The following is a 25,242-nucleotide window of genomic DNA, read 5'->3' as shown; positions in this document are numbered from 1 at the left end:
ATTAAATCAGTCGACCTTGTGACTTTGAGGATTCAGCCTCGGCGTTCATTTGTAAACGCTGGCGCTCCATGAATTCTTTTAAGGTATCAATGCCCCGTAGCTGCAAAATAGTATTTCGTACTGCGGCTTCTACGAGAACCGCTAAGTTGCGTCCTGCGGCCACCTGAATTTTGACGGTTCTGATTGGGATGCCCAATACATCAATATGCTGCGCTTCTAATGGAAGGCGCTCAAACTCACCATCATTACGACGAACCAACTGCACTATCAAACGTAATTTCAATTTACGGCGTACGGCTGTTTCACCAAAGATGGTGCGAATATCAAGCAAGCCCAATCCACGAACCTCTAAGAGGTTACGCAAAATGACGGGGCAACGACCCTCAATGTAGTCTGGGCCGAGACGAGCAAAGTCCACTGCATCATCCGCCACTAAACCGTGGCCACGAGAAATCAGCTCTAGACCCAATTCACTTTTGCCAAGGCCGGATTCGCCCATGATTAAGACGCCTAAGCCCAGGATGTCCATGAAGACGCCATGCTTAGTAATCTGGGGTGCGCCAATCTTGGTGAGATAGGTGCGCAAGTGATCAATCACCTCAGCAGCTGAGATGGCTGTTGTAAAGAGTGGTGTAGAGGATCTCTGGCAGAACAGTTGTAGATCAGCGTCAGCTGATTTGCCATCCGCCACAATGACGCAAGGAGGTGTCTTGGAAATTAAGCTCGAGATCTGCTCTTGTCTTTGCTTTTGTTCCAGCTGGGCATGATAGTCAACCTCTTGCTCACCAAAAATCTGAATACGGCTTGGGTGAATCAGATTTAAGTGACCCACGAGATCCGAACTAGCTGCGGCTGCTTTAACAGCCTCAGGTGGAAATGTGCGGTCTGCACCTTCTAGGCCGCCAATCCAAGATAACTTTAAGTCAGAGACATTGTCATCAAAGATCTGTTGAGCCGTAACTCCCTCAAGGAGTAAGGGTTGGGTGGTCAAGCTGAGCCCCAGGTTTGAAGCAGCTGGCACACCTTCTCCGGACTATCTTCTGAAGCAAGCGACTTACGTGCGTCTTGATCAGACAGGAGTTGTGCAATCGAGGACAGAATTTCTAAATGCTGCTGAGTTGCTTTTTCTGGAACGAGCAAAAAAATCAAAATAGAGACTGCCTCACCATCGGGCGCGGCGAATTCAATTGGCTCTTTTAATTTGACGAAGGCGGCAATCGGTTGCTTGAGCCCCTTTACGCGGCCATGGGGGATGGCTACGCCAGCACCCAAGGCGGTTGAGCCTAGGTCCTCACGCGCATTCAAGAAGCCAACAATTGCTTCGGCTTCCAATCCTGCCTGCTTGGCAAAGAGCTGTCCTGCGGCCGCAAATGCCTCAGCCCGATTTTTACAGGGGCTATTTAAGGCAATGCGGTCTAAAGCGAAAAGATTAGTCAGGGCATTCATGTCAATTGATTATAGGTGTCCTGACGCCAAGCATCACTCAAAATGCTTTTCGTGGTGATGATCTTGGATTTTTTCTTTGTGCTTGACTACTTGACGCTCAAGTTTATCAACCACCGCATCCATAGCATGGTAGAGGTCAGCGTTGTGCGCTTCAGCAAAGAGTTCCTTGCCTTTGAGGTGAATAGTGATCTCGGCTGCTTGACGAAGATTTTTTTCTTTGGCGTTATCAACAATCAAAAATGCAGAAGCATCTAGGACGTGGTCAAAGTGTTTGCGAATTTTGGCTAACCCAGCTTCGAGGTGGGAACGCATAGCTGGAGTAACTTCAACATGACGGCTATTAATTTTCAGATTCATCAGCAGCTCCTATTCATAGCAAAACAAAATGCATGCGCAAATAATTACCCGGGGTGCGCAGCATGCCCCTGTAATGTTGTACTTGTTTATACGGAAATGAACTTCATGAGCCTCCAGCGTATCAGCGATTTTGCTGAAAACCAAGGGGGCAGATCATTTTTATTTAATAAATATTCAAAAACTCTGAAAATTTACATGCGGAAGTTTTCGCCTAGGTAAACTCTTCTGACGGCATCATTCTCAATGATTTGGTCTGGCTTGCCAGATGCCAGCACGCTACCTTCGCTGATGATGTAGGCGTGGTCACAAATGCCTAATGTTTCTCGAACATTGTGGTCGGTGATGAGGACGCCAATCTGGCGGTCTCTCAAGAAGCGCACAATCCGCTGGATCTCCCCAACTGCAATTGGATCAACGCCGGCAAAGGGCTCATCCAGCAGAATGAACTTAGGTTGGGAGGCTAGTGCTCTAGCAATCTCAACACGACGACGTTCGCCACCGGACAGAGAGAGGGCAGGGTTGTCGCGAAGATGGCTGATTTGGAGTTCGCCCAAGAGCTCATCTAAGCGATGCGCTATCTCTGCCTTGCTTAACGGCTTACCACCTTGTACTTGGAGCTCTAATACGGCCTGAATATTTTCAGCCACATTGAGCTTTCGGAATACGGAAGCCTCTTGCGGGAGATAGGACAAGCCCATGCGGGCGCGTTCATGAATCGGAAGATGGGTGATGTCAGTGCCGTCTAGAACAATACTGCCACCATCTAGAGGAATAAGCCCAACAATCATGTAAAACGAGGTAGTTTTACCGGCGCCATTTGGGCCTAGGAGTCCAACCACTTCGCCACACTTTACTTCTATCGATACGTCGCGCACCACTGTACGAGATCCGTAACGCTTTTGAAGATGCTGCGCGCTTAAGGTTGCAGAGTTTTGATTGTTGCTGGATTCCGTGGTCATTTCTCTAGTGTAGCTTTTCTTCTTGGTGAAAGGATGGCTCTAGCCAGCGGGAGGTCTTCAGCTTTGGCGTTTGCGGGCGGCGAGACTTTATAGCGTTGCTGAACATCGTCATAGTCAATTTTCCAGCCGCGTAATTGATCCAGCATTTGCATATTGTGAAGACGTTTTAAGCTGGCATCCCCAGTCAGGGTCAGGAGTTCGGTTTTTGCATTGTAGGTAACTGTTTGACCGCGACCCTGCATGAACTCATTGGCAGGCCCTTCACGTCTTTGTCTAAAGCTGGCAGTGGATTCAGGATTGCCCTGAACATCAACGTATTCATATCCCTCAGGATCAACTTTGATATTACCTTTCTCGCCGGTAATCAAAATGCTACCTTTGGTTAAGAGTACTTGACCATCAAGCTCGTAAACCTGTTGCACATCATTCACGGAAACTTTTTCAGCTTCCAAAATAACCGGCTTGTCTTGATCCGCTTTTTCGGCATGAGCAACGGTAATAAAGCAGGCTATTAATAGTGCAAAAGATAGGCTGAGTTTACGTAGAAAGATCATGGCTGGGCCCCGGGTTGAACGCGTTCGATACGGCCTCTTACCTGCCCAGATAAAACCATGCTTTGTTCGATGTTGTTGAATACGCCGCCATCAGTTGAGCGAATAACAGATAAGCCTTGCTCAAGCGTAATGGGTTTATCGGTCTCAATAATGTCGTCATTGATCAGTACTTTGAAGTACGAGGAGCGTGCAAGCATGCGAGGTCTTGCCGGCTCAGTTGCTGTAGCTGCTTGAGGGGGGCGAAAAATTTCGGCGTTATCAATAAGATCCAAAATTGTTAGATCGCCATCCAAGTGACCTGTATCTGCTTTAACGGTAACGGGCGATTTTTCAGGTGGGAACAAGCGTATCCGAGGTGTTTCAATATCGATTGAAGCATCATCATCATAGTGAGTCACTTTTTTACCTAGCACTCGATATTTAGTGTTGCCAGATTCATTGAGTGCAGATAAAGCACCATTGTTAATAATGTAATCGGGCTCATGTAAGCGAACGCGTTCGATGGCAGATTTTTCTGCTGGCGTATTTTTCTTGACAAGCCAAAATGTGACGAGGGTTAGTGTGCCCATCAAGATCAAAGGCATAAGACGTAATAAAGCTCGCCAGATACTCAGTTTGATTTGTTGGGCATTCAGTTGCATTGCGAAAGACCTTAAGCGTGCGCCTGAGCGAGTAATTCGTCATAGCGGTTTTGTGCCTTCAGGATCAAATCACAGACTTCACGTACCGCGCCACTACCGCCGGATCGCATCGTGACAAAGTGAGCAACTTCTTTTACAGCATCATGCCCTTGTGAGGGACATATCTTTAGGCCTGCAGACTTCATCATCTGAAAATCAGGCCAATCATCACCCATCACAGCGCAGTCAGATGACTTCAGTCCAAGTGATTGCAAAATCTTTTCTAGTGCTGCAGCTTTATTATCAACGCCCATGTGCACGTGCTTAATGCCGAGCTCATCACAGCGGGCCAAAACCATTTTGGAGCTACGTCCAGTGATGATGGCTGTTGGAATACCAATTTTTTCTAAGAGCTTGATTCCCAATCCATCTTGAATATCAAAAGCCTTCAGAGATTCTTTACCGTTTTCACCAATAAACACTTGACCATTCGTCAAGACGCCATCGACATCCAGGACAAGCAGTTTGACTGCGCCAGCACGCTCCCAAGCCTGTGGATATTGACTCAGAGGGTTGGTGTTGTGAACGTTAAAGGCGCTAGGCATATGTTGAGTAAATGAATTATTGGTTAGTGAGCAGCTTAAATAACTTTGGCGGCAAATAGATCATGTAGATTCAATGCACCAAGCAGTGCGCCGTTTGTATCAGTTACCACCAAATGGTTGATGCGATGTTTTTCCATCATCTCAATAGCCTCTTCTGCCAATAGCTCTGGAGGAATTGTGCGCGGTGCCGAGGTAATTGCTTTTTCTAAAGTGAGACCATCTAAATTAGTGCTCTTCTCTAATAAGCGACGTAAGTCACCATCAGTAAAAATGCCGGCAACTTTATTTGCCTTATCTAAAGTAACCACCATACCCATGCGCTTGGCAGTCATCTCAAGCAAAGCTTCTTGCAAGGATGCTGAGATTGCAATCTTAGGGGCCTCATCAAAGCTACGCATGACTTCACTGACATGCATGAGCTGTTTACGACCCAAGCGACCGCCTGGGTGTGAACGTTGAAAATCTTCAGCCTGAAAACCGCGAGCATCTAAAAGAGCAACCGCTAGAGCATCGCCCATAGCTAGTGCTGCAGTCGTGCTGGTAGTTGGGGCTAAGTTAAGTGGGCAAGCTTCTTTTTCAACACTGGTATCTAAATGAGCATCTGCCAACTTTGCTAAAGAAGAATTTGGCGCGCCGGTGAGGGCAATCAGTTTTGCGCCAGTGCGCTTAACGATCGGCACGATAGTAAGTAACTCATCGGTCTCACCAGAATTGGATAGTGCAACAAAAACATCATCACGGGTCACCATCCCAAGGTCGCCATGACTGGCTTCAGCTGGATGAACAAAAAAAGCAGGTGAGCCAGTAGAGGCAAAGGTAGCTGCAATTTTGCGGGCAATGTGACCTGATTTGCCAATTCCAGAAACGACGATGCGGCCTTTACAGGAATGCAGTAAATCCACTGCCAAAACGAGGGCATCTGCATTTGCGCCTTCAAGGCGATCACGCATTGTGTGCAGTGCAGCAGCCTCAATGGTGAGGGTGTCGCGCGCAAGCTTTAGGGTTCGGTCACGAGTCTTAGCTATCATGGGGTGAGTATATGCCGTCAGTCCTTCAGTTAACTCTCATCTTGCTGGCCTCCGGAGTGGCCGGGGTAGTTATTTTCCGCTATTTTGGGCTACCCCCTATTTTGGGCTATCTAGCCATTGGCGTCCTAATTGGGCCGCATGCCCTTGGTTTGGCCAATGATTCGGCCACAGTGAAGTATTTGGCTGAATTTGGCGTGGTTTTCTTGATGTTCTCGATTGGCCTGGAATTTAATCTCCATAAGCTGCGGGCCATGCGAACCATCGTATTTGGTTTGGGCGGTAGTCAGGTTATTTTGACTATGCTCCTGGCAGTCCCCGCCAGCTTGCTGATGAACTGGATTTACCCTATCTCCTGGCAGGCTGCCATTGCCCTCGGAGGCGCTTTGGCGATGTCTTCAACTGCCATCGTCACGAAACTCATCGCTGATCGCTCAGAAATCGAAACTGAGCATGGTCGCAACATCATCGGTATTTTGTTATTCCAGGATTTGGCAGTGGTATTCCTGTTGATTTTGTTGCCCTCACTGGGCAAGAATCCTGGAGACCTATTTTTAGCGCTATCCGCAGCTTCTATCAAAATTACGGTGGCCTTAGTTCTAATTTTTGTAATTGGCCAAACCTTGATGAGTCGTTGGTTTAGTTTGGTCGCCAAGTTGCGCTCCCAAGAACTTTTCATGTTGAACCTCTTACTCATTGTTTTGGGTATGGCAGGTCTGACCGAGCACTTTGGCTTATCGCTAGCACTCGGGGCTTTCTTGGCAGGTATGTTGATTGCAGAGACGCCTTATCGCCATCAAGTGGAGGAGGACGTCAAGCCATTTAGGGATGTACTCCTAGGCCTCTTCTTTATTACCGTTGGCATGCTCTTGGATTTCGAGGTGATCTATCAGCAGTGGATGCTAGTCCTTCTCTTGCTGATTGGACCTTTGGCCTTTAAGTTTGGCTTGATTGCTTTGCTGTCACGTGCGTTTGGCTCAAGTCCTGGCATCTCTATTCGGACGGGTTTGTGTTTGGCGCAGGCTGGTGAATTCGGTTTCGTTCTCCTTAACCAAATCGATGGTTTGGATTTAATTGATCCCGCTTTGAGTCAAGCGGTATTGGCGGCAATGCTGCTCTCGATGTTCGGCGCACCTTTCTTGATTCAATATAGCGATCGTATTGCGATGCGCTTCTCTAGTAATGAGTGGTTATTGCAATCACTGGCGCTGACACGTGTTGCCGCAAAAAGTGTCCGCACAGAAAACCATGTCGTCATTTGTGGGTTTGGGCGATCAGGTCAAAGCTTGGCTCGCATGCTCGATCAAGAAAAGATTCCCTACATTGCTTTAGACATGGATCCAGATCGCGTGAAAGAGGCCGCAGCTGCTGGTGACAACGTGGTCTATGGCGATGCTAGTCGAGAAAATTATTTAGTGGCTGCCGGCTTATCGAGAGCAAAGGCAGTGGTGATTACTTATGCGGATACTCCAGCAACATTAAAAGTATTGCATCAAGTCGAACACCTTCGTCCTGGCATGACGGTATTAGTGCGCACAAAGGATGATGCGGATTTAGCAAAGCTACAAGCTGCCGGCGCAACTGAAGTTGTACCTGAGTTGATTGAAGGTAGTCTCATGATGGCCTCACACGTCTTATTGATGATGGGTGTACCTATGCGTAAGGTAGTGCGTCGCATTACGAGTGCACGTGAAGCGCGCTATAGCCTTCTGCGCGGCTATTTTCGTGGTGTTGCTGATGAAGTGGACTCCAAGGAGTCGTGGCGTTTGCACTCTGTAACCTTGCTGCCTGAGTCTGCCAGTATTGGACAGACTCTTGAGGAGTTGCATCTTGAAAATGAAGGTGTGAGCGTACAGGCAGTCAGACGAAAAGTAGGTGGTGCTGACTATGTCAAATTAGAGCTCACCCCAGACTTGCGTTTACAAGCTAACGACATCCTTGTACTTTCAGGCAATTCAGAAGCGACTGATTTAGCCGAATCTAAATTGCTCGGATGATGTAATTCAACGGATTTATTTTGAATTACTTTTTCTTCTTGGCAGGAGCTGGTTTGCGAACCAGCAGTGGTGCTAAGTAGTGACCGGTAAAGCTCGCTTCGTTCTTAGCAACTTCTTCTGGTGTGCCAGTAGCAATAATCTGCCCGCCGCCAGCGCCACCTTTAGGACCCAAGTCAATAATCCAATCGGCAGTTTTGATCACATCTAAGTTGTGCTCAATGATGACGATCGTGTTGCCTTGTTTCTTGAGGGTCTGAAGAACGGTCAGCAGTAGTTGAATGTCATGGAAATGCAAACCGGTGGTCGGTTCGTCCAAGATATAGAGCGTTCTGCCGGTATCGCGTTTAGAAAGTTCTAGCGAGAGTTTGACGCGCTGCGCTTCTCCGCCAGATAAGGTCGTTGCACTTTGACCTAGCTTGACGTAGCCCAAGCCCACATCCAACAAGGTTTTGAGTTTGCGTTTGACGATCGGAACTGCTTCAAAGAATTCATGGGCTTGCTCGATAGTCATCGAGAGTACTTCATGAATATTCTTGCCCTTATAGCGAATATCTAATGTCTCACGGTTATAACGTTTGCCGTGACAGACGTCGCAAGGCACATAGACATCAGGTAAGAAATGCATTTCGACTTTGATGACGCCATCACCTTCACAGGCATCACAACGGCCACCTTTGACGTTGAAAGAAAAACGTCCAGCTTCATAGCCACGCTCGCGTGCAGCAGGTACGCCGCAAAAGAGTTCCCTGATTGGTGTAAATAGTCCGGTGTAAGTAGCAGGGTTAGAGCGGGGTGTTCTTCCAATAGGGGATTGGTCAACGCTGATGACTTTGTCAAAATTCTCTAAGCCTTTGATTGCGTCATGTGCTGCCGGTTCTGCATTCGAGCCGTAGATATGCTGTGCAACTGCATGGTGCAGCGTGTCGTTAATCAGTGTTGATTTGCCAGAACCGGATACGCCAGTGACGCAGGTTAAAAGACCGACTGGAATCTTGGCGTGAACCGATTGCAAGTTGTTTCCACGTGCGCCGATGATTTCTAAAAATTTATCATTTACCGGTATACGTTTTTCCGGAACAGCGATCCACTCGCGACCAGATAAGTAGGCGCCAGTTAAGGACTTTGGATTAGCCTCTACTTCAGCAGGAGTACCTTCAGCAACGACTTCACCGCCATGTACGCCAGCGCCAGGACCAATATCGATGACATAGTCCGAGGCGCGAATCATATCTTCATCATGTTCAACTACTAGTACGCTGTTGCCCAAGTCACGCAAATGCTTCAGGGTGCCGATGAGCCTATCGTTATCACGTTGATGCAAACCAATTGACGGTTCATCCAATACATACATGACACCAGTCAGGCCAGAGCCAATCTGTGATGCCAGACGAATGCGCTGTGCTTCACCACCGGAGAGGGTATCGGCACTGCGTTCAAGTGAAAGGTAGTCCAATCCCACATCATTGAGGAAGCGTAGACGTGAACCAATCTCTTTCACAATCTTGTCGGCGATTTCTCGTTTGGCGCCTTTGAGTTCTAGTGACTCAAAATATTCTTTAGCTTCTTTTAAAGGCAGGGCGCTGATTTCATAAATGGCACGTGATTGCTTGCCATCACCTACTTTGACAAAGCGAGCCTCCTTGCGCAAACGGCTGCCATTGCATGATGGACAGGTTTGTACATTTTGATAGCGTGACAATTCTTCACGAACTGTTGCTGAATCAGTCTCACGATAGCGACGCTCAAAGTTGGCAACAATACCTTCAAAGGCATGTTCACGAATACTGTTTTTGCCACGCTCGTTGATGTACTCAAATGGAATAGTGACATCACCTGAGCCCAACAAAATGAGATCTTGTTGTTTCTTATTCAGAGTCTCAAAAGGCTTCTCGACATCAAAGCCACCATGCTTAGCGAGTGTCTGCAAGAGTTTGAAATAAAACTGATTGCGACGATCCCAGCCTTTAATAGCGCCAGATGCTAGCGATAAATCGGGGTGCGCAACAATCCGTTTTGGATCGAAGAAAGATTGATGACCTAAGCCATCACAGGATGGGCATGCACCCATCGGGTTATTAAATGAGAAAAGGCGTGGCTCAAGTTCTTGTAAGGAATACGAACAAATTGGGCAGGCAAATTTGCTAGAGAAAATCATCTCTTTGCCAGTGTCCATATTGACGATCATGGCTTTGCCGTCAGCAAGGCGCAATGCAGTCTCAAACGACTCTGCCAAACGTTGCTGAATATCCGGACGTACTTTAATGCGATCAACAACGACTTCAATCGAGTGTTTATCGTTCTTCTTCAGAGCTGGCAGTTGATCCACTTCAAAGATCTCTGCTTTAGCAGTATTGGTTGTGCCGCCACCAGAGCGCACACGGAAGCGTACAAAGCCTTGCGCTTGCAAATCTTGGAATAAGTCGACGAACTCACCTTTACGCTCGCTGACTACTGGAGCCAAGATCATGAGCTTCGTATCTTCAGGCATGGCCAAAACGGTATCTACCATTTGAGAAACGCTTTGCGCTTCTAGTGGCAGATCATGTTCTGGACAATGCGGTGTTCCTGCACGCGCAAACAATAAACGCAGGTAATCATGAATTTCTGTAACAGTACCTACAGTCGAGCGAGGATTGTGGCTAGTCGCTTTTTGCTCAATCGAGATTGCAGGGGAGAGGCCTTCAATCGTATCGACGTCTGGCTTTTCCATTAATTGCAAAAACTGACGTGCGTAGGCGGATAGTGACTCAACGTAGCGACGTTGGCCTTCGGCATACAGGGTGTCAAAAGCCAATGAGCTTTTGCCAGAGCCAGACAGGCCTGTCAAAACGACCAATTTCTCTCTAGGGATATCTAGATTGATGTTTTTGAGGTTGTGCGTGCGCGCACCGCGGATCTTAATTTCGTTATTCATGATTTTTTAGCGTAACTTGTTAATATAGCCCTTTCCCATGAATCCTTCTGAACTTCGCTCCACTCTGGCCTTAGCAGGCATTTTTGGCCTCCGTATGCTGGGCCTATTCCTGCTTTTGCCGGTTTTCAGTATTCATGCGCGGGGCTTGCCTGGTGGCGAGCATGCCCTTTGGGTTGGATTAACCCTTGGAATCTTCAATATTGTTCAGGCCTGCTTCTACATCCCCTTAGGCCGCCTTTCTGACCGCATCGGTCGAAAACCAGTCGTTTTATGGGGACTTTCTTTATTTGTAGCTGGCGCCTTAATTTGTGCCGCTCAAGACGATCTTCTCTGGATTGCTATCGGTCGCGGAGTAATGGGCGCCGGCGCGGTTTCAGCTGCCATCTCTGCCTGGGTTGCTGATTTAACGCGTGAGCAAGTTCGCACTCGTGCCATGGCCCTAGTGGGTGGCAGCATTGCACTTTCATTTGCACTGTCGCTTGTGATTGCTGCGCCAATCTATCGGCTAATTAGTTTGAGTGGAATTTTTGTAGTACTGGCAGTATTGGGTATTGGGGCGATGTTTGTTACTTACTATGTTCTACCCAGCACTAAGCCTGAGGCCAAGCTGCAGCAAGCGAGTTTGAAAGAAGTATTTTTGCGTCCCGAGTTGATGCGTCTGAATGCAGGCGTGTTTGTATTGCATGCCACTCAAGTTGCGATGTTTTTGGTGGTGCCGCGTTTATTGGTACAAGCGGGCCTGCCATTAGCATCCCATTGGCAGGTTTATCTTCCAGTTGTTTTGCTATCTTTTTTCATGATGGCGCCAATTTTAATTTTTGGTGAAAAGAAGCAGCAGCTAAGAACCATCCTATTAGTAGCAATTGTTTTGCTTTTGATTGCTGAAGTGTTGTTTACAAATACCGCTTCGATTACATCTATTGCATTTGCTTTATTGGTTTACTTTGTGGGCTTTAACTTACTTGAAGCTCTGCAACCCTCATTGGTATCCCGCTTTGCTAAAGAATCCAAAGGCACTGCATTGGGTGTTTACAACACCACTCAATCGATTGGCCTCTTTACAGGCGCTGTAATTGGGGGTTACTTGATGGATAGCCATGGTGATTTATCGGTCTTTGTGATGGGCGCGGCACTACTTTTATGCTGGCTTATAATTGCTTGGTCGATGGGTTCTATGCCAACAAGGGCTTCAGAATCAAAGGATGTAGCGGCAAGCACATAACCGTAGCTTCATTGGTTTAATTTAAGCGAGTAGTTTATTTTTAGTAGTAATAACAGCAGTATTTTTCTTCGGGAGACAACATGGCTTCGGTAAATAAGGTCATCATCGTAGGTAACGTAGGGCGTGACCCAGAAACACGTTACATGCCAAGCGGCGACGCAGTAACAAACATTTCAGTAGCGACATCAGATCGTTATAAAGATAAGCAGTCTGGCGAAATGAAAGAAACCACAGAATGGCACCGCGTTGCATTCTTTGGAAAGCTTGCAGAGATCGCTGGTCAATATCTTAAAAAAGGTTCACAGGTTTATGTAGAAGGTCGTTTGCGTACGCGTAAATGGACTGATGCTAGTGGTCAGGAAAAATATTCTACTGAGATCGTTGCAGAAACAATGCAAATGCTTGGTGGTAAGCCAGTAGGTGGCAGTGGTGATGGTGGTGAAAGCTATAGCCGCTCAAAGCCGGCTGAGCAGTCAGCTCCAGCTTCTTCAAATGCTGCATCCCTTGGCGCAATGGATGACGATATTCCGTTTTAATTGGTGCGTAAGCAGTCATTTGACTGCGTAGCGATCAACCCCAGAAAGCGCAGGCTTCCTGGGGTTTTCTTTTTCATACAGGCGCATGCAAATGCTTGATTTGTCGTATTCACCTTAAAATGAATCCATGAATCTCCCAGGGATAATCAAATCTCCACTTTTGGCATGTATAGCCATTTGCGTTGCTGCTTTACCTCAGTCAACCTTGGCAGCCTCGTTTTTCTTTCCAGATATGAACCCCTCTTTTGTTAAAGGGGATCCTCCTGATTGGTTACATGATGGGCGGGGTAATGATGGGTACCTCACGATTAGCTCTGAAGTGATTCCTGTGAGTAGTTGCACCCAAATGGCTAGCCGTAGTTTTTGGGGATCCGATAAAACCCAACTCGTGTTGTCAGTTGTGACTCAGGGCTTCAAGGGGAAGCTTGATAAGTTAGAAATTCCGATTGCCACCTTTGATGGCAGGGAGGGTGGTTCTGAGTGCGCCTCACTGAGTACCACTCCTTTATCCATCGTTCCCATGTCGGTGCTTGGAACTTATTCCATATTTAACCCAGGAGCGCTCTCCTTGGTATTGAATGTCAGAAGTTCGAGCGACTCAAATCAGGATTTCATTGGGTCTGCCAAATTGCTATTGGGGGCCGCTGCAATTGTGGCAACTGGTGGTTCGGCGGCTGCGATTGGCGGGATTTCGGCAACAGTTGGAAATTCGGTAGTGGGGGAGACGCAAAAGAAAGCCAATAGTCTTTTGCAGGGAATGGTTGATGCTAAGGTCCCCGTTACTTTTAGCTGGTCAGAATTACGCAAAGGGATTCGAGCAGTTGAAATCCAAGTTTACAAAGCCGATCAAAGTGTTGGCAGCCTCACTGATAAGCAAATTCTGCAATTACAAAAAGATCCTAAATCAGAAAAGCAATTGCTGTTTACTGTGAAGTTGGAGTTTCAATTTTTCCGTAGCGTGTTTTATCCAACGGTGTCCAATATTGAAGGATTGGCAAGTCGAGAAAATCTTTCATCTGAGTCTATTTTGAATTTTCAGATGCCTGGCTCAGGCCAAAATTTTATGCAGATCTTAAATAGTTCAGCCCCTAGTCTGCTACAACGAATTTCCAAGGCAGAAGGCTCTGATTTAGCAAAAGCTTGTTCTTCGGGATTTATAAAACTGAAGGCTGCTGGGCTTGATGATGTCGATAGCGCTATCGTCATGAAGTCATTTGTTGATGAGGCTAAGGGTAGCGATGCTTGGTATACAAACCCAGCATTAGTTAAAAACTGTTTCTCACAAGTGCCGAGTATTCAAAAAAATCTTGAACTGATTTATGGTCCCAGCGTAGCACCATCAAAACAGGTGCTCGAGCCTTAGTTATTGCCTAGCGTGGCGGGTATTGTCTGGCCAAGGCGCATTGTGATCGGTGCGGAAAGGGTTGATATCTAACCCACCACGCCGTGTGTAACGCGCATAGACAGAAAGTTTCTCCGGCTTGCACTGGCGCTTGATGTCGCAGAAGATGGTTTCGACACAGTGCTCATGAAACTCACCTTTTTGCCTGAATCCGATCAAGTAGCGGAGTAGGCCTTCTTCTAAAATTGGACGACCTTGATAGCGAATCTGCACGCTTGCCCAATCTGGTTGACCAGTCACCGGACAATTCGATTTGAGTAGGTGGGAGACCAAACATTGCTCGATCGGTCCAAAAGATTCATTTACCTCTAGCAAGCTAGGATCAGCAGATAGACTCGGATCGATCTCAATATCTAGGCGATCCATAAGAACGCCACTCATTTCCTGCATACCTTTTTTGGCAATCAGTTCAGTTGGATTGATGCGGGTGGCAATCTTGCTTCCAGCTACTGCAGATAAATCCGTAATCAATCTTTCGCGCACTTCTGCCTCATCTTCAAAGCGGGCGCTATTCAGGCTATTCAGGTAGAGCTTGAATGACTTAGATTCAATCATGTTGGGTGAGTCTGCTGGAATCTGAAACTCTGCCAAAGCAATCTGGGGTTTCCCTTTTTTGTTGAGCCAGCCAAGCTCAAAGGCATTCCAAATATCAACACCTACAAAAGGTAATGCTTGATTGGGTTTGATGTCTAGCTTGAGGCGATTCTCAGAACGCGGAATTGGAAAGAGCAGGCTCGGATCATATTGATCAGGATATTGCGTTGCCTGGCCAAGTGGAATAGTGGACATTAGCTTTTAGGTTTATTAGAGACGCCAGATACAACATGACCAGTAGGCGCTACTGATGCAGCTGATTGGCAATGACCCGTTTGGTCATCAAAGAAAAAGTCTGGTTCAAACTCGCGCAGAAATTCACTCTTGGAAAGTCCGCCCAGGAACATAGCTTCATCTACATCGATACCCCAAGCCATCAAGGTGCGAATGGCGCGCTCATGTGCAGGTGCAGAGCGAGCGGTAACTAAGGCGGTACGAATACGCATACCTTTTTCGCTCGTGCTACGTTGCAAGCGATGCAGCGCTTCTAGTAAAGGCTTGAATGGACCTGGCGGTAAAGGGATCGCAGCTTTTTTGCTTTCATGATCCACAAAGGCTACTAAACCTTCGCTCTGAAATACTTGCTCCGCTTCATCGGAGAAAAGAACAGCATCTCCGTCAAATGCGATGCGGATTTCATTCGGGTGAGACTCTGCAGTTTTGCTAGATTCTGGATAAACGCGCGCCGCAGGAAAACCAGCATCAATCGTGGCGCGCACATCATCTTCATTGGCCGAGAGGAATAAGTTGGCATGTAGCGAGCGTAGGTAGTGATAGGGTGGACGCCCTCTAGTAAATACGCCACGCTCTAAATGCAGGCCATGGTGCTCGGCTGAGCGGAATACACGTAAGCCACTAACTGGGTCATTGCGAGAGAGAATGACCACTTCAACGCGTTGTTCACCTTCTTCATTAAAAGCGAGCAACTTCTTTACCAATGGAAATGCAACGCCGGTTTGAGCTGCTTTAGATAAACGCTCTAATTGCAGTTTCATGTAAGCGCTGTCATCAGTGGATTCAAAGATACGATTCTCTTCTTCGAAATCAAACAATGCGCGCGATGAAATCGCAACGACGAGTTTCCCGGTAAGTGTGTATGACATTACGAGTTACATCTCATTTAAGGAATAGACGATAAGCTGGGTTATCAGTTTCATTCCAGTGTGGATATCCAAGTGAGGCCAAGAAAGTTTGGAATTTCTTCTGTTCATTTTTAGGAACCTGAAGACCTACTAAGATACGACCGTAGTCCGCACCGTGATTACGGTAATGGAAAAGACTGATATTCCAATTGGGTGCCATGCTGGTGAGGAACTTCATCAGCGCGCCTGGGCGCTCTGGAAATTCAAAGCGGTATAGGAGTTCATCTTTTGCAAGAGTAGAGCGGCCACCCACCATATGACGTAGGTGTGACTTCGCTAGCTCATCATGCGTTAGATCAATCGTCGCAAATTTTGCTTTACGAAAATGCTTTGCAATGGCGGTGCTGTCGGCCGCCTTTTGTGTGCCGATACCCACAAAGATATGAGCTTCACTTTGATCGGCGATGCGGTAATTAAATTCAGTGACATTACGATTACCGAGCAATTCACAGAAGCGTCTAAAGGATCCACGTTCTTCAGGAATGGTGACGGCAAAAACAGCTTCACGGAATTCTCCGACATCGGCACGCTCAGCGACAAAGCGTAAGCGACTGAAATTCATATTCGCGCCACAAGCGATCGCTACCAATGTTTTCTTTTTTAGGCGGTGCTTCTCGACGTACTTCTTCATGCCTGCAATGGCTAGGGCGCCAGCAGGCTCCAGAATACTGCGGGTATCTGTGAAGACATCGTTGATGGCGGCGCAGATCTCATCAGTGTCGACAGTGATGATGTCATCGACCACGCGTTTACAGATGCGGAAAGTTTCTTTGCCAACCAGCTTGACAGCCGTGCCGTCTGAGAACAGGCCCACGTCTTTCATCTCAATGCGCTTGTTGGCTTCGAGTGATCGCCGCATGGCATCTGAGTCTACTGACTGAACGCCAATCACCTTGGTTTTTGGGCTGACAGCTTTGACGTATTCGCCAATGCCAGCAATGAGGCCACCACCACCGATGGCAACAAAAATGGCATCAATCGGTTCTTGGTATTGCTGAAATATTTCTTGGGCGATTGTTCCTTGTCCGGCGATGACATCGGGGTCATCAAAAGGGTGAACAAAGGTCAAACCCCGTTTTTTCTCTAGCAGTTCAGAGTATTTGAAGGCATCGCTATAGGATTCGCCATGCAGAATTACCTCAACCCAAGACCCGCCGCGGGCCTTGACTGCGTCAATTTTGACGCTGGGAGTGGTGAGGGGCATCACGATGACCGCTTTGCACTTCATTTTGGCTGCTGCTAGGGCTACACCTTGGGCATGATTGCCTGCCGAGGCTGCAATAACCCCCCGTTTTAGGGCTTCCGGGGGTAAATGAGCCATTTTGTTGTAGGCGCCACGCAATTTAAAGGAGAAAACCGGCTGGTTATCCTCTCTTTTAAGCAAAACTTGGTTACCTAAGCGCTTTGTGAGTTCGGGGGCTACTTGGAGCTCTGTTTCCCTGGCCACATCGTAGACTCGGGCCGATAAAATTTTCTTTAAATAGTTCGTTGCCATGCGATGAGCGTACCATGAATGGGCTCTAAGCCCTTAGATTTGCAAGGGTTTATCACCTTAGGCCAACATCTTTATTGGTTTCCTGCCAATATCAGGATCCCTCAATTAAAATGCATATTTATCAAATATGACGCTATGAACGCTCCATTAGCTTTGAATCAGTTGCTGGATGCCGAAGCGGGTTCACCCCGCCTTCGCGAAATCCCCTACAACTACACCTCCTTTTCCGATCGTGAAATCGTTATTCGCTTATTGGGTGAGGAGTCATGGCGTGTTCTGAATGATTTGCGTGGGGTTCGCCGCACTGGTCGCTCAGCTCGTATGTTGTTCGAAGTCTTGGGTGATATCTGGGTGGTACAACGCAACCCTTTCTTGCAAGATGACCTATTAGATAACGCCAATCGCCGTCAATTATTGATTGACGCTCTATGGCATCGCCTTGGTGAAGTAAAGAAAAGATCCAGCGGCGAATCCGTGGAGCAAGTTCAGGTTTTGTTGAAGGCTGCACATCGCGCGGTTGAAAATTTTGAGCAGGGCTTTAAGGAAGTTACAGAAATTCGTAAGCGCGCTCGCAAAGAGCTTGGTCGCATTACCGCTTCTGACAATATTTGTTTTGATGGCGTCTCACGTGCAGCGCATGTGACTGATGCAACGGACTGGCGTGTTGAGTTTCCGCTGGTGGTTCTCAAGCCGGATTACGAATCTGAAATTCCCGGCCTAGTTAAAGCTTGTGTCGAATTAGGTTTAACCATCATTCCGCGTGGAGGTGGTACTGGTTACACCGGTGGCGCTATTCCTCTCTACGCTATGTCGGCAGTAATTAACACCGAGAAGCTTGAGCAAATCGATGCGGTGAAACGCAAACATTTACCAGGTGTAGATCATGAAGTGTCTACGATCTTTACTGGTGCTGGCGTAGTAACTCGCAGAGTTTCAGACGCTGCAGAGCGCGCTGGGCTTGTGTTCGCGGTTGATCCGACTTCAGCGGATGCGAGCTGTATTGGTGGCAATATTGCTATGAACGCTGGCGGTAAAAAGGCGGTCTTATGGGGCACTGCACTTGATAACTTAGCCAGCTGGCGCATGGTGGATCCCGAGGGTAATTGGCTTGATGTTGAACGCCTTGAACACAATCTGGGAAAAATTCACGTTGCAGAAAAAGTACGCTTTCAACTGACTTGGTCTGATGGTTCAAGTGAGCCAGGCGAACGTATTCTCAAAACAGAAATTTTAGAGGTAGAAGGAAAGCGCTTCCGTAAGGAAGGTTTGGGTAAGGATGTGACTGATAAGTTTTTATCAGGCTTACCTGGCGTTCAAAAAGAAGGTTGCGACGGATTAATTACGAGCGCCACTTGGATTTTGCATCGCATGCCTAAATTCATGCGTACTGTTTGCTTGGAGTTTTTTGGTCAAGCGCAAGAAGCAATTCCAAGCATTGTAGAAATCAAAGCTTATCTCGATGGCTTGAGCAAGGATGGTGGACCAATCCTTGCTGGCCTAGAACATTTGGATGATCGCTACTTGAGAGCGGTGGGTTACTCGACTAAATCCAAGCGCAATTCTTTACCTAAGATGGTATTGATTGGTGATATCGCTGGTGATGATGAAGAGGCTGTTGCGGCAGCAACTAGTGAAGTCGTTCGCATGGCTAATAACCGAGTGGGCGAGGGCTTTGTGGCGGTGAGTGCTGAAGCGCGCAAGAAATTTTGGTTGGATCGTGCACGTACTGCTGCGATTGCTCGTCATACCAATGCTTTTAAGATCAATGAAGATGTGGTCATTCCATTGCCGCGCATGGGTGAGTACACAAATGGTATTGAGCGTATCAACATCGAGCTATCCCTCAAAAATAAATTACAAGTTTTAGATGCACTTGAGGCTTTCTTGAAAAAGAGCGCCTTGCCGCTTGGCAAGAATGATGAAGACTATGAAATCCCTAGCGCTGAAATCTTGGGTGATCGTGTACAGCAAGCACTTGAACTGATTGCTAAGGTACGAGCAAATTGGTCTGTGTGGCTCAAGGAGATGGATACCTATTTCCCAGGCTTGCAGAATTACAGCCTCCGCGCTTCCTGGAAGACAGAAGTTCGTGCTGAGCTCCGAATCATTTTTGGCGGCTTAGCATTTGAGCCTATCCTCAATGAGCTAGAAGCTATTCATAAAAATATTTTGCGTAAGCGGGTGTTCGTAGCGCTGCATATGCATGCTGGTGACGGTAATGTACATACCAATATTCCAGTCAATTCAGATGACTACGAGATGTTGCAAGATGCACATCGGGCTGTCGATCGAATTATGAAATTAGCCCGCTCATTAGATGGTGTGATTTCTGGTGAGCATGGCATTGGTATTACGAAGCTAGAGTACTTGACTGAGGAAGAGCTTAAGGATTTCCGCGCTTACAAGAAGCGTGTAGACCCTGAAGGTCGCTTCAACAAAGGCAAGTTAATGCCACATGCTGATCTCAGTATTGCCTACACCCCAAGTTTTGGTTTGATGGGTCATGAGTCCATCATCATGCAGCAAAGTGATATCGGTGCTATTGCTGATAGCGTGAAAGATTGTTTACGTTGCGGTAAGTGCAAACCAGTCTGCTCTACACATGTACCACGTGCTAATTTGCTTTACAGCCCACGTGACAAAATTTTGGCAACTTCTTTATTGATCGAAGCTTTCTTATATGAAGAGCAAACGCGTCGTGGCGTATCGATTCGTCATTGGGAAATGTTTGACGACGTTGCTGCGCATTGCACCGTTTGCCATAAGTGTTTAACGCCATGCCCAGTCAAAATAGACTTTGGCGATGTGACTATGAATATGCGTAACTTGTTACGCAAGATGGGTCAGCAGCGTTTTAATCCTGGAACAGCAGCATCTATGCTCTTCCTGAATGCTACCGATCCAGACACAATCAAGTTAGCTCGTAAGACCATGATTGGTTGGGGTTATAAGCTCCAACGTTTGGGTAACGATGTTTTCCGTAAATTGGCACGCAAGCAAACTGCACATCCTCCTGCAACGGTCACAAAGCCTAATATAAAAGAGCAGGTTATTTTCTTTGTGAATAAGAAGATGCCTGGAAACTTGCCTAAGAAAACGGCTCGCGCACTCTTGGATATTGAGGATGCAAACTACGTTCCTATTATTCGTGATCCAAAAACTACTTCTGCAGATACAGAGGCCGTGTTTTATTTCCCGGGTTGCGGTTCTGAGCGCTTGTTCTCACAAGTGGGTTTAGCTACACAGGCAATGTTGTGGAATGTCGGCGTGCAGACTGTATTGCCTCCGGGTTACCTCTGTTGCGGTTACCCACAGCGCGGTAATGGCGACTTTGATAAAGCAGAGAAGATGATTACGGACAATCGTGTTCTTTTCCATCGCGTAGCCAATACCTTAAATTACTTGGATATCAAGACCGTCGTAGTTTCATGTGGCACTTGTTATGACCAGTTGGCAGGCTATCAGTTTGAACAAATCTTCCCGGGTTGTCGCATTATTGATATCCATGAATACTTGCTTGAAAAAGGTGTCAAACTTTCGAACGTGACTGGTGTGAAATATATGTATCACGATCCATGCCACTCGCCAATGAAATTGCAAGATCCATTGAAGACGGTAAATGAGTTGATTCAGCAAGAAGACGGTAAAGCGATTCAGAAGAATGATCGTTGCTGTGGTGAGTCCGGAACTCTTGCGGTGACACGTCCTGATATCTCAACTCAAGTGCGTTTCCGTAAGCAGATTGAAATGGAGAAGGGCGCTAATGAATTGCGCAAAGATGATTTCACTGGTGACGTCAAAGTACTTACCAGTTGCCCATCTTGCCTGCAAGGCCTCACTCGTTTTGATGCAGATAGTGATACGACAGCTGACTACATCGTCGTTGAAATGGCGCAAAAATTATTAGGCCCTGATTGGATGCAAGATTATGTTTCCAAAGCAAATCAAGGTGGTATCGAGAGGGTATTGGTTTAATGATTCCAACTAATGTTGTGGTGCATCAGCAGTCAAAAGTACTAGAGCTCAGTTATGAGAATGGCAATACGTATCGTCTTCCATTTGAGTTCTTAAGGGTAGTGTCTCCTTCAGCTGAGGTGCAAGGACATGGACCTGGGCAGGAGACTTTGCAAACCGGTAAGCGTGAGGTACTCATCGCCAATATTGAGCCAGTAGGCCATTACGCGCTGAAGCCTTCATTTTCAGATGGGCATGATTCCGGTTTGTACTCCTGGGACTACTTGCAATTTTTATGCGAGAACCATGATGCTCTCTGGAAAGAGCACTTGGATAAATTAGCTGCTGCCGGTCTGGACCGCGACACTCCGATGAGTGTTGCTGGTGGCAAGTCTTGCGGTAGTCATTGAGCATTTAAATAAATAGAGCGAAGAATATGAGTAAGACTCACTTTGGATACCAAAGCGTTGATGAAGCTGAAAAAGCAGGTAAGGTCGCAGAGGTATTTCATTCTGTAGCTAGTAAATACGATGTTATGAATGACTTGATGTCATTTGGCCTTCATCGCTTATGGAAGAAAGTCACGATTGCTCGCGCGCAAGTTCGTCCTGGACAAAAAGTATTAGATATCGCTGGCGGTACGGGTGACTTAGCTGCCGCCTTTGCGCGTGCTGCAGCTTGGGGGCATAACCCAGATGCTCAAGTGTGGTTAAGTGACATTAATGCTTCTATGCTGGGTGTTGGTCGCGATCGTCTAATAGATAAAGGCTTGGCCTTGCCTTGCGTTCAGTTTGACGCAGAGAAAATCCCTTTTCCAACCGCTCACTTTGATGTGGTGACGGTAGCCTTTGGTTTGCGCAATATGACTCATAAGGATGTTGCTTTAAAAGAGATGTTGCGTGTGATTAAGCCGGGTGGCCGTGTATTGGTGCTCGAGTTTTCTAAGCCCGATACTTTTTTGCAGCCGGTTTACGACACTTATTCGTTCAAGGTATTGCCTTGGTTGGGTGAAAAAATTGCCCAGGATTCTGAGAGCTATCGTTATTTAGCTGAATCTATTCGTATGCATCCAGATGCTGAAGCCCTTAAAGACATCATGCTGGGGGTCGGTTTTGATGAGGTTGATACCCATAGGATGACTGGGGGTATCGTTGCGCTGCATATTGGTATTAAATACTAGTGATTTTGTAGTTTTTAGCAGTTAAGAATTAAAGTAGTTTTATAGGGGATAAAAATATGAATAAGCATTTTTTCAAGGCAGTTCTATTAAGTGTCAGCTTAATATTTGCTACCGTTGGTCATGCTGATGCTGCCCGTTTAGGTGGCGGAAGAAGTATTGGTAAGGCGCCAAGTGCGCCAATGCAAAAGCAAGCCGCTCCTGTACAAAAACCAACTCAACAAGCTCAACCAGCGGCACCAGCTGCAGCCCCTCAGGCGCCAGCACCAAGCCGCTTTGGCGGTATGGGTGGAATCCTCGGTGGACTTGCTGCAGGCCTTGGTATTGGATATCTCTTATCTCATTTTGGTATGGGTGAAGCTGCATCTTCATTAATTACTGGATTGTTAATTGCAGTTTTAGCAGGCTTTGCCATCATGTTTGTGATAAGAAGAATGTTGCCTGCCTTATCTGGCGCAAATAAGGGTCCTCAAGTTACCTCTCAGGGAATGCAGCGCGCAAATATGGATCAAGCCCCTAGGCAGGAGCCTGCATTCACTCCGGCTGCAAATGCATTTGGTGGTGTTGCCGCCGAGCCTGCGCCATTCCAATCCACCTTGCCGCCAGGATTTGATGAATACGCATTTTTAGATAATGCGAAGCAATATTTTTCAGGCCTCCAAAAGGCGTGGGATCAGGGTGATCTTGCTGCCTTGCGTGAGTACACCACCCCAGAGATGTTCGCGACAATTGAACAGGATCTTGCGGGTCGTGCTGATAGCGCCAATCAAACCGATGTCGTTACGCTCAATGCACAGCTCATCGGAATTGAGACAACCGATAACACCTATTACTGTAGCGTGCAGTTCACGGGCATGATTCGTGAGCAAGTCGGTGCACAGGCGAATAATTTTTCTGAAATTTGGAATTTAAGTAAGCCAGTAAACGGCCCTGGAGGCTGGGTACTAGCGGGTATTTCTCAGTTGGTTTAAGCTTGAGGTACTTTCCATTGAAAGCCCGCACTTGTGCGGGTTTTTTACACTTATGACCACCGCATCTCCCGCTACCCACCATATCGCAGCTTCTGCCGCTTGCCGAGGGATCAACCATGTCCTGAAGGCTGAGCCATGGGCGATGGCAGAGCTAGCGCGACATGCTGGCAAAGTGATTTTGTTGAGCCTGCCAATTGGTAAACTCTGTTTTGAATTGACGCCCGAGGGCTCATTAGCCTCTTTGTCAAATATTGATGACCCCTCTTTAGAATTAGAAGTCTCTTCTGAGGCGCTGAGTGCTTTGGCTGGTGGCCCAGGTAATTTGCGAGAGCAGGCAATGAAGTCAGTCAAGATTACTGGCGATGCTGACTTGGCCCAACTATTAGGTCGCTTAGCAGGCCAAATTCGGTGGGAGTATGAAGAGGATCTGGCGCATTTCATTGGAGATGCTCCCGCCAACTTTGCTGTTCGTCAAGGTAAGAAATTTATTTCTGCTGGGAAGTCCGCTGCGACTGATCTACTTGAAAATGTAGTGGAGTACGTCAGCGAAGAAAGAAAAGTACTTTTGAATAAACGAGATTTTATGATTCGCAAAAATGAGTTAAACGCATTGCGTGATGCGGTTGATCGAGTAGAAAAGCGCATCCAACTTTTAGAGCGTAAAGGTTAATTCATTGTGCGTCGTTTAGCTCGTCTTTCTTTCATTTTCTTCACTGCATGGCGTTATGGCTTATTGCCATTGCTACGCGATATTTTGAAGCCCGGTATTCGTCGTGGCCTATTAACTATTCTTTGCTGGACTTCGCCGGGTCAGTCTCTTCCAAGAGGTGAGCGCATTCGTTTGACTTTAGAAGCGCTAGGTCCAATCTTCGTGAAGTTTGGACAGGTTCTTTCTACTCGACGTGATTTACTGCCGGAAGATATTGCTAATGAATTAGCGAAGTTACAAGACCAAGTTCCACCGTTTTCGAATGCCGAATCTTGTCGCTTGATTGAGCAGGCGATGGGGCAATCCATCGAAGAAGTATTTATTAGTTTTGATGCAACCCCCGTAGCTAGTGCCTCTGTAGCCCAAGTGCACTTTGGCTTATTGCGTGGAACCGAGAAGCATCCAGAGTGGGAGGGGCGTGCAGTAGCAGTTAAAGTTCTACGCCCAGGAATTTTGCCAATCATTGATGGCGATCTTGCTTTGCTCTATGACTTAGCAAAAATCATTGAGAGACTTTCTGAGGATGGTCGTCGTCTAAAGCCACGTGAGAATGTTGCAGAGTTTGATACCTATTTGCATGATGAATTAGATCTTATGCGTGAGGCGGCAAATGCAAGTCAATTGCGTCGCTATTTTGTTGACTCTAAAAAGTTAATGATTCCTGAGATGTATTGGGATTTATGTCACACCAATGTCATCGTGATGGAAAAGATGGATGGCATCTCGATTGGGCGAACAGCAGATTTGCGCGCTGCTGGTGTTGACTTTAAAAAACTTGCTGCTGATGGCGTAGAAATATTTTTCACGCAAGTATTTGAGCATGGCTTCTTTCATGCGGACATGCATCCTGGCAACATCATGATCAGTCTTGAGCCAGAAACATTTGGTCGATTTATTTCTTTGGATTTCGGGATTGTTGGTGCACTGAGTCAGTCTGACAAAAGTTATCTGGCATTGAATTTCTTAGCCTTCTTTAATCGCGATTACCGTCGTGTTGCTGAATTGCATATTGAGTCTGGCTGGGTTCCGGCTAATACACGTGTTGAAGAACTTGAGGGTGCAATACGCTCCGTTTGCGAACCTTACTTTGATCGTCCTTTAGAGGAAATCTCCCTAGGGATCGTGCTGATGCGTTTATTCCAGACTTCCCGCCGCTTCAAGGTAGAAATTCAGCCGCAGCTCACTTTGCTCCAGAAGACTTTGCTAAATGTCGAAGGTCTTGCTCGCCAGCTTGATCCAGATATGGATCTTTGGAAGACTGCCAAGCCAATTTTGGAAAAATGGGTCAGTCAGCAGTTAGGTTGGAGGGCTTTGGTGGATGGTATTAAGGCCGAGGCGCCTAGTTGGGCCCAAATTTTGCCAACCTTGCCACGTCTGATTGCCGAAAGTTTGGCGCAAGCGCGAATCCCTCGAAAGGATCAAAACGCTGAATTAGAGGTCTTAAAAGGCCTTTTAATGCAGGAAAGACGCACTCACCGCCTCTTGGTAGGTGCTTTGCTGTTTGCGGGCGGCTTTTTGGCTGGGATTCTGATAATCGGTCTTGGTCTTTACTAGACTGTCCCC

At 47.0% G+C, this 25,242-nt stretch carries 22 protein-coding genes; 10 read left to right on the top strand and 12 right to left on the bottom strand.

Features of this window, described 5'->3' with window-relative positions:
- Position 1: 1 nt before the first annotated feature.
- The 8 genes from hprK to ICN25_RS00645 all read right to left on the bottom strand — a co-directional run bounded on the left by hprK (position 2) and on the right by ICN25_RS00645 (position 5,569).
- Complete coding sequence (hprK, locus tag ICN25_RS00680) at positions 2–991, bottom strand: HPr(Ser) kinase/phosphatase (RefSeq protein WP_216178588.1); 990 nt, start codon at positions 989–991, stop codon at positions 2–4.
- The gene (locus ICN25_RS00675; RefSeq protein WP_216178587.1) at positions 988–1,446 is read right to left on the bottom strand and encodes a PTS sugar transporter subunit IIA; all 459 of its coding nucleotides are present in this window, start codon (positions 1,444–1,446) and stop codon (positions 988–990) included. Before ICN25_RS00675 ends, hprK begins: the two co-directional genes overlap by 4 nt.
- A 33-nt stretch (positions 1,447–1,479) precedes the next feature.
- Entirely contained in the window at positions 1,480–1,803 is a 324-nt protein-coding gene (gene hpf, locus ICN25_RS00670) for a ribosome hibernation-promoting factor, HPF/YfiA family (protein ID WP_216178586.1), read from the bottom strand.
- Between the two features lie 191 nt (positions 1,804–1,994).
- The gene (gene lptB / locus ICN25_RS00665) at positions 1,995–2,762 is read right to left on the bottom strand and encodes an LPS export ABC transporter ATP-binding protein (RefSeq protein ID WP_216178585.1); all 768 of its coding nucleotides are present in this window, start codon (positions 2,760–2,762) and stop codon (positions 1,995–1,997) included.
- Positions 2,759–3,316, bottom strand: a complete 558-nt coding sequence (gene lptA / locus ICN25_RS00660) for a lipopolysaccharide transport periplasmic protein LptA (RefSeq protein WP_216178584.1) — start codon at positions 3,314–3,316, stop codon at positions 2,759–2,761. Before lptA ends, lptB begins: the two co-directional genes overlap by 4 nt.
- Positions 3,313–3,957, bottom strand: coding sequence for an LPS export ABC transporter periplasmic protein LptC (lptC, locus tag ICN25_RS00655; protein WP_216178583.1), 645 nt, complete (start codon positions 3,955–3,957; stop codon positions 3,313–3,315). Before lptC ends, lptA begins: the two co-directional genes overlap by 4 nt.
- 11 nt (positions 3,958–3,968) lie before the next feature.
- A complete protein-coding gene (locus tag ICN25_RS00650) occupies positions 3,969–4,541 on the bottom strand; it encodes an HAD family hydrolase (protein ID WP_216178582.1) in 573 nt (190 codons plus the stop codon).
- A 35-nt stretch (positions 4,542–4,576) separates the two neighbouring features.
- Positions 4,577–5,569 carry an SIS domain-containing protein gene (locus tag ICN25_RS00645; RefSeq protein WP_216178581.1) on the bottom strand — a complete coding sequence of 331 codons (993 nt, stop codon included), beginning with the start codon at positions 5,567–5,569 and terminating at the stop codon, positions 4,577–4,579.
- An 11-nt stretch (positions 5,570–5,580) separates the two neighbouring features.
- Here ICN25_RS00645 and ICN25_RS00640 point away from each other — a divergent pair, with 11 nt between their 5' ends.
- The gene (locus ICN25_RS00640; protein WP_216178580.1) at positions 5,581–7,563 is read left to right on the top strand and encodes a monovalent cation:proton antiporter family protein; all 1,983 of its coding nucleotides are present in this window, start codon (positions 5,581–5,583) and stop codon (positions 7,561–7,563) included.
- Between the two features lie 25 nt (positions 7,564–7,588).
- Here the strand turns inward: ICN25_RS00640 and uvrA are convergent, their stop codons facing one another.
- Positions 7,589–10,477, bottom strand: coding sequence for an excinuclease ABC subunit UvrA (gene uvrA, locus ICN25_RS00635; RefSeq protein WP_216178579.1), 2,889 nt, complete (start codon positions 10,475–10,477; stop codon positions 7,589–7,591).
- 37 nt (positions 10,478–10,514) lie between these two features.
- Between uvrA and ICN25_RS00630 the strand changes: the two genes are divergently transcribed.
- The 3 genes from ICN25_RS00630 to ICN25_RS00620 all read left to right on the top strand — a co-directional run bounded on the left by ICN25_RS00630 (position 10,515) and on the right by ICN25_RS00620 (position 13,598).
- Positions 10,515–11,699 (top strand): MFS transporter, encoded by a 1,185-nt coding sequence (locus ICN25_RS00630; RefSeq protein WP_216178578.1) that lies wholly within the window; start codon positions 10,515–10,517, stop codon positions 11,697–11,699.
- Between the two features lie 80 nt (positions 11,700–11,779).
- The gene (gene ssb, locus ICN25_RS00625; RefSeq protein ID WP_215333974.1) at positions 11,780–12,235 is read left to right on the top strand and encodes a single-stranded DNA-binding protein; all 456 of its coding nucleotides are present in this window, start codon (positions 11,780–11,782) and stop codon (positions 12,233–12,235) included.
- 160 nt (positions 12,236–12,395) lie between these two features.
- Positions 12,396–13,598 carry a hypothetical protein gene (locus tag ICN25_RS00620; RefSeq protein ID WP_216178577.1) on the top strand — a complete coding sequence of 401 codons (1,203 nt, stop codon included), beginning with the start codon at positions 12,396–12,398 and terminating at the stop codon, positions 13,596–13,598.
- On the opposite strand, the gene queF is transcribed toward ICN25_RS00620, so the two are convergent.
- Genes queF through ilvA form a run of 3 tightly spaced genes read right to left on the bottom strand, consistent with a single transcriptional unit; the run spans position 13,599 to position 16,868 of the window.
- Complete coding sequence (queF, locus tag ICN25_RS00615) at positions 13,599–14,426, bottom strand: NADPH-dependent 7-cyano-7-deazaguanine reductase QueF (protein WP_216178576.1); 828 nt, start codon at positions 14,424–14,426, stop codon at positions 13,599–13,601.
- Positions 14,426–15,334: a 5'-nucleotidase gene (locus ICN25_RS00610; RefSeq protein WP_215333972.1), complete on the bottom strand. Its 909-nt coding sequence runs from the start codon at positions 15,332–15,334 to the stop codon at positions 14,426–14,428. The genes queF and ICN25_RS00610 overlap by 1 nt, the downstream gene beginning before the upstream one ends.
- Positions 15,335–15,347: 13 nt before the next feature.
- Positions 15,348–16,868 carry a threonine ammonia-lyase, biosynthetic gene (ilvA, locus tag ICN25_RS00605; protein ID WP_216178575.1) on the bottom strand — a complete coding sequence of 507 codons (1,521 nt, stop codon included), beginning with the start codon at positions 16,866–16,868 and terminating at the stop codon, positions 15,348–15,350.
- A gap of 135 nt (positions 16,869–17,003) precedes the next feature.
- On the opposite strand from ilvA, the gene ICN25_RS00600 reads away from it, so the two are divergent.
- The 6 genes from ICN25_RS00600 to ubiB are packed head-to-tail and all read left to right on the top strand — an operon-like array spanning position 17,004 to position 25,233.
- Positions 17,004–20,843: an FAD/FMN-binding oxidoreductase gene (locus ICN25_RS00600; protein WP_216178574.1), complete on the top strand. Its 3,840-nt coding sequence runs from the start codon at positions 17,004–17,006 to the stop codon at positions 20,841–20,843.
- Positions 20,843–21,232 carry a gamma-butyrobetaine hydroxylase-like domain-containing protein gene (locus ICN25_RS00595; protein ID WP_216178573.1) on the top strand — a complete coding sequence of 130 codons (390 nt, stop codon included), beginning with the start codon at positions 20,843–20,845 and terminating at the stop codon, positions 21,230–21,232. Before ICN25_RS00600 ends, ICN25_RS00595 begins: the two co-directional genes overlap by 1 nt.
- A 26-nt stretch (positions 21,233–21,258) precedes the next feature.
- On the top strand, positions 21,259–22,002 hold the full coding sequence (ubiE, locus tag ICN25_RS00590; RefSeq protein WP_216178572.1) for a bifunctional demethylmenaquinone methyltransferase/2-methoxy-6-polyprenyl-1,4-benzoquinol methylase UbiE: 744 nt from the start codon (positions 21,259–21,261) through the stop codon (positions 22,000–22,002).
- A gap of 56 nt (positions 22,003–22,058) precedes the next feature.
- Entirely contained in the window at positions 22,059–22,970 is a 912-nt protein-coding gene (locus ICN25_RS00585) for a Tim44 domain-containing protein (protein ID WP_216178571.1), read from the top strand.
- A gap of 52 nt (positions 22,971–23,022) precedes the next feature.
- Entirely contained in the window at positions 23,023–23,640 is a 618-nt protein-coding gene (locus tag ICN25_RS00580) for an SCP2 domain-containing protein (protein ID WP_216178570.1), read from the top strand.
- Between the two features lie 6 nt (positions 23,641–23,646).
- Entirely contained in the window at positions 23,647–25,233 is a 1,587-nt protein-coding gene (gene ubiB, locus ICN25_RS00575; RefSeq protein WP_216178569.1) for a ubiquinone biosynthesis regulatory protein kinase UbiB, read from the top strand.
- Positions 25,234–25,242 lie beyond the last annotated feature (9 nt).

Origin of the sequence: Polynucleobacter sp. 80A-SIGWE (assembly GCF_018882295.1) — a bacterium.
Lineage (GTDB): Bacteria > Pseudomonadota > Gammaproteobacteria > Burkholderiales > Burkholderiaceae > Polynucleobacter.
Note: the sequence above shows the minus strand (reverse complement) of the source record. Positions and strands in the feature narration are given on the sequence as shown.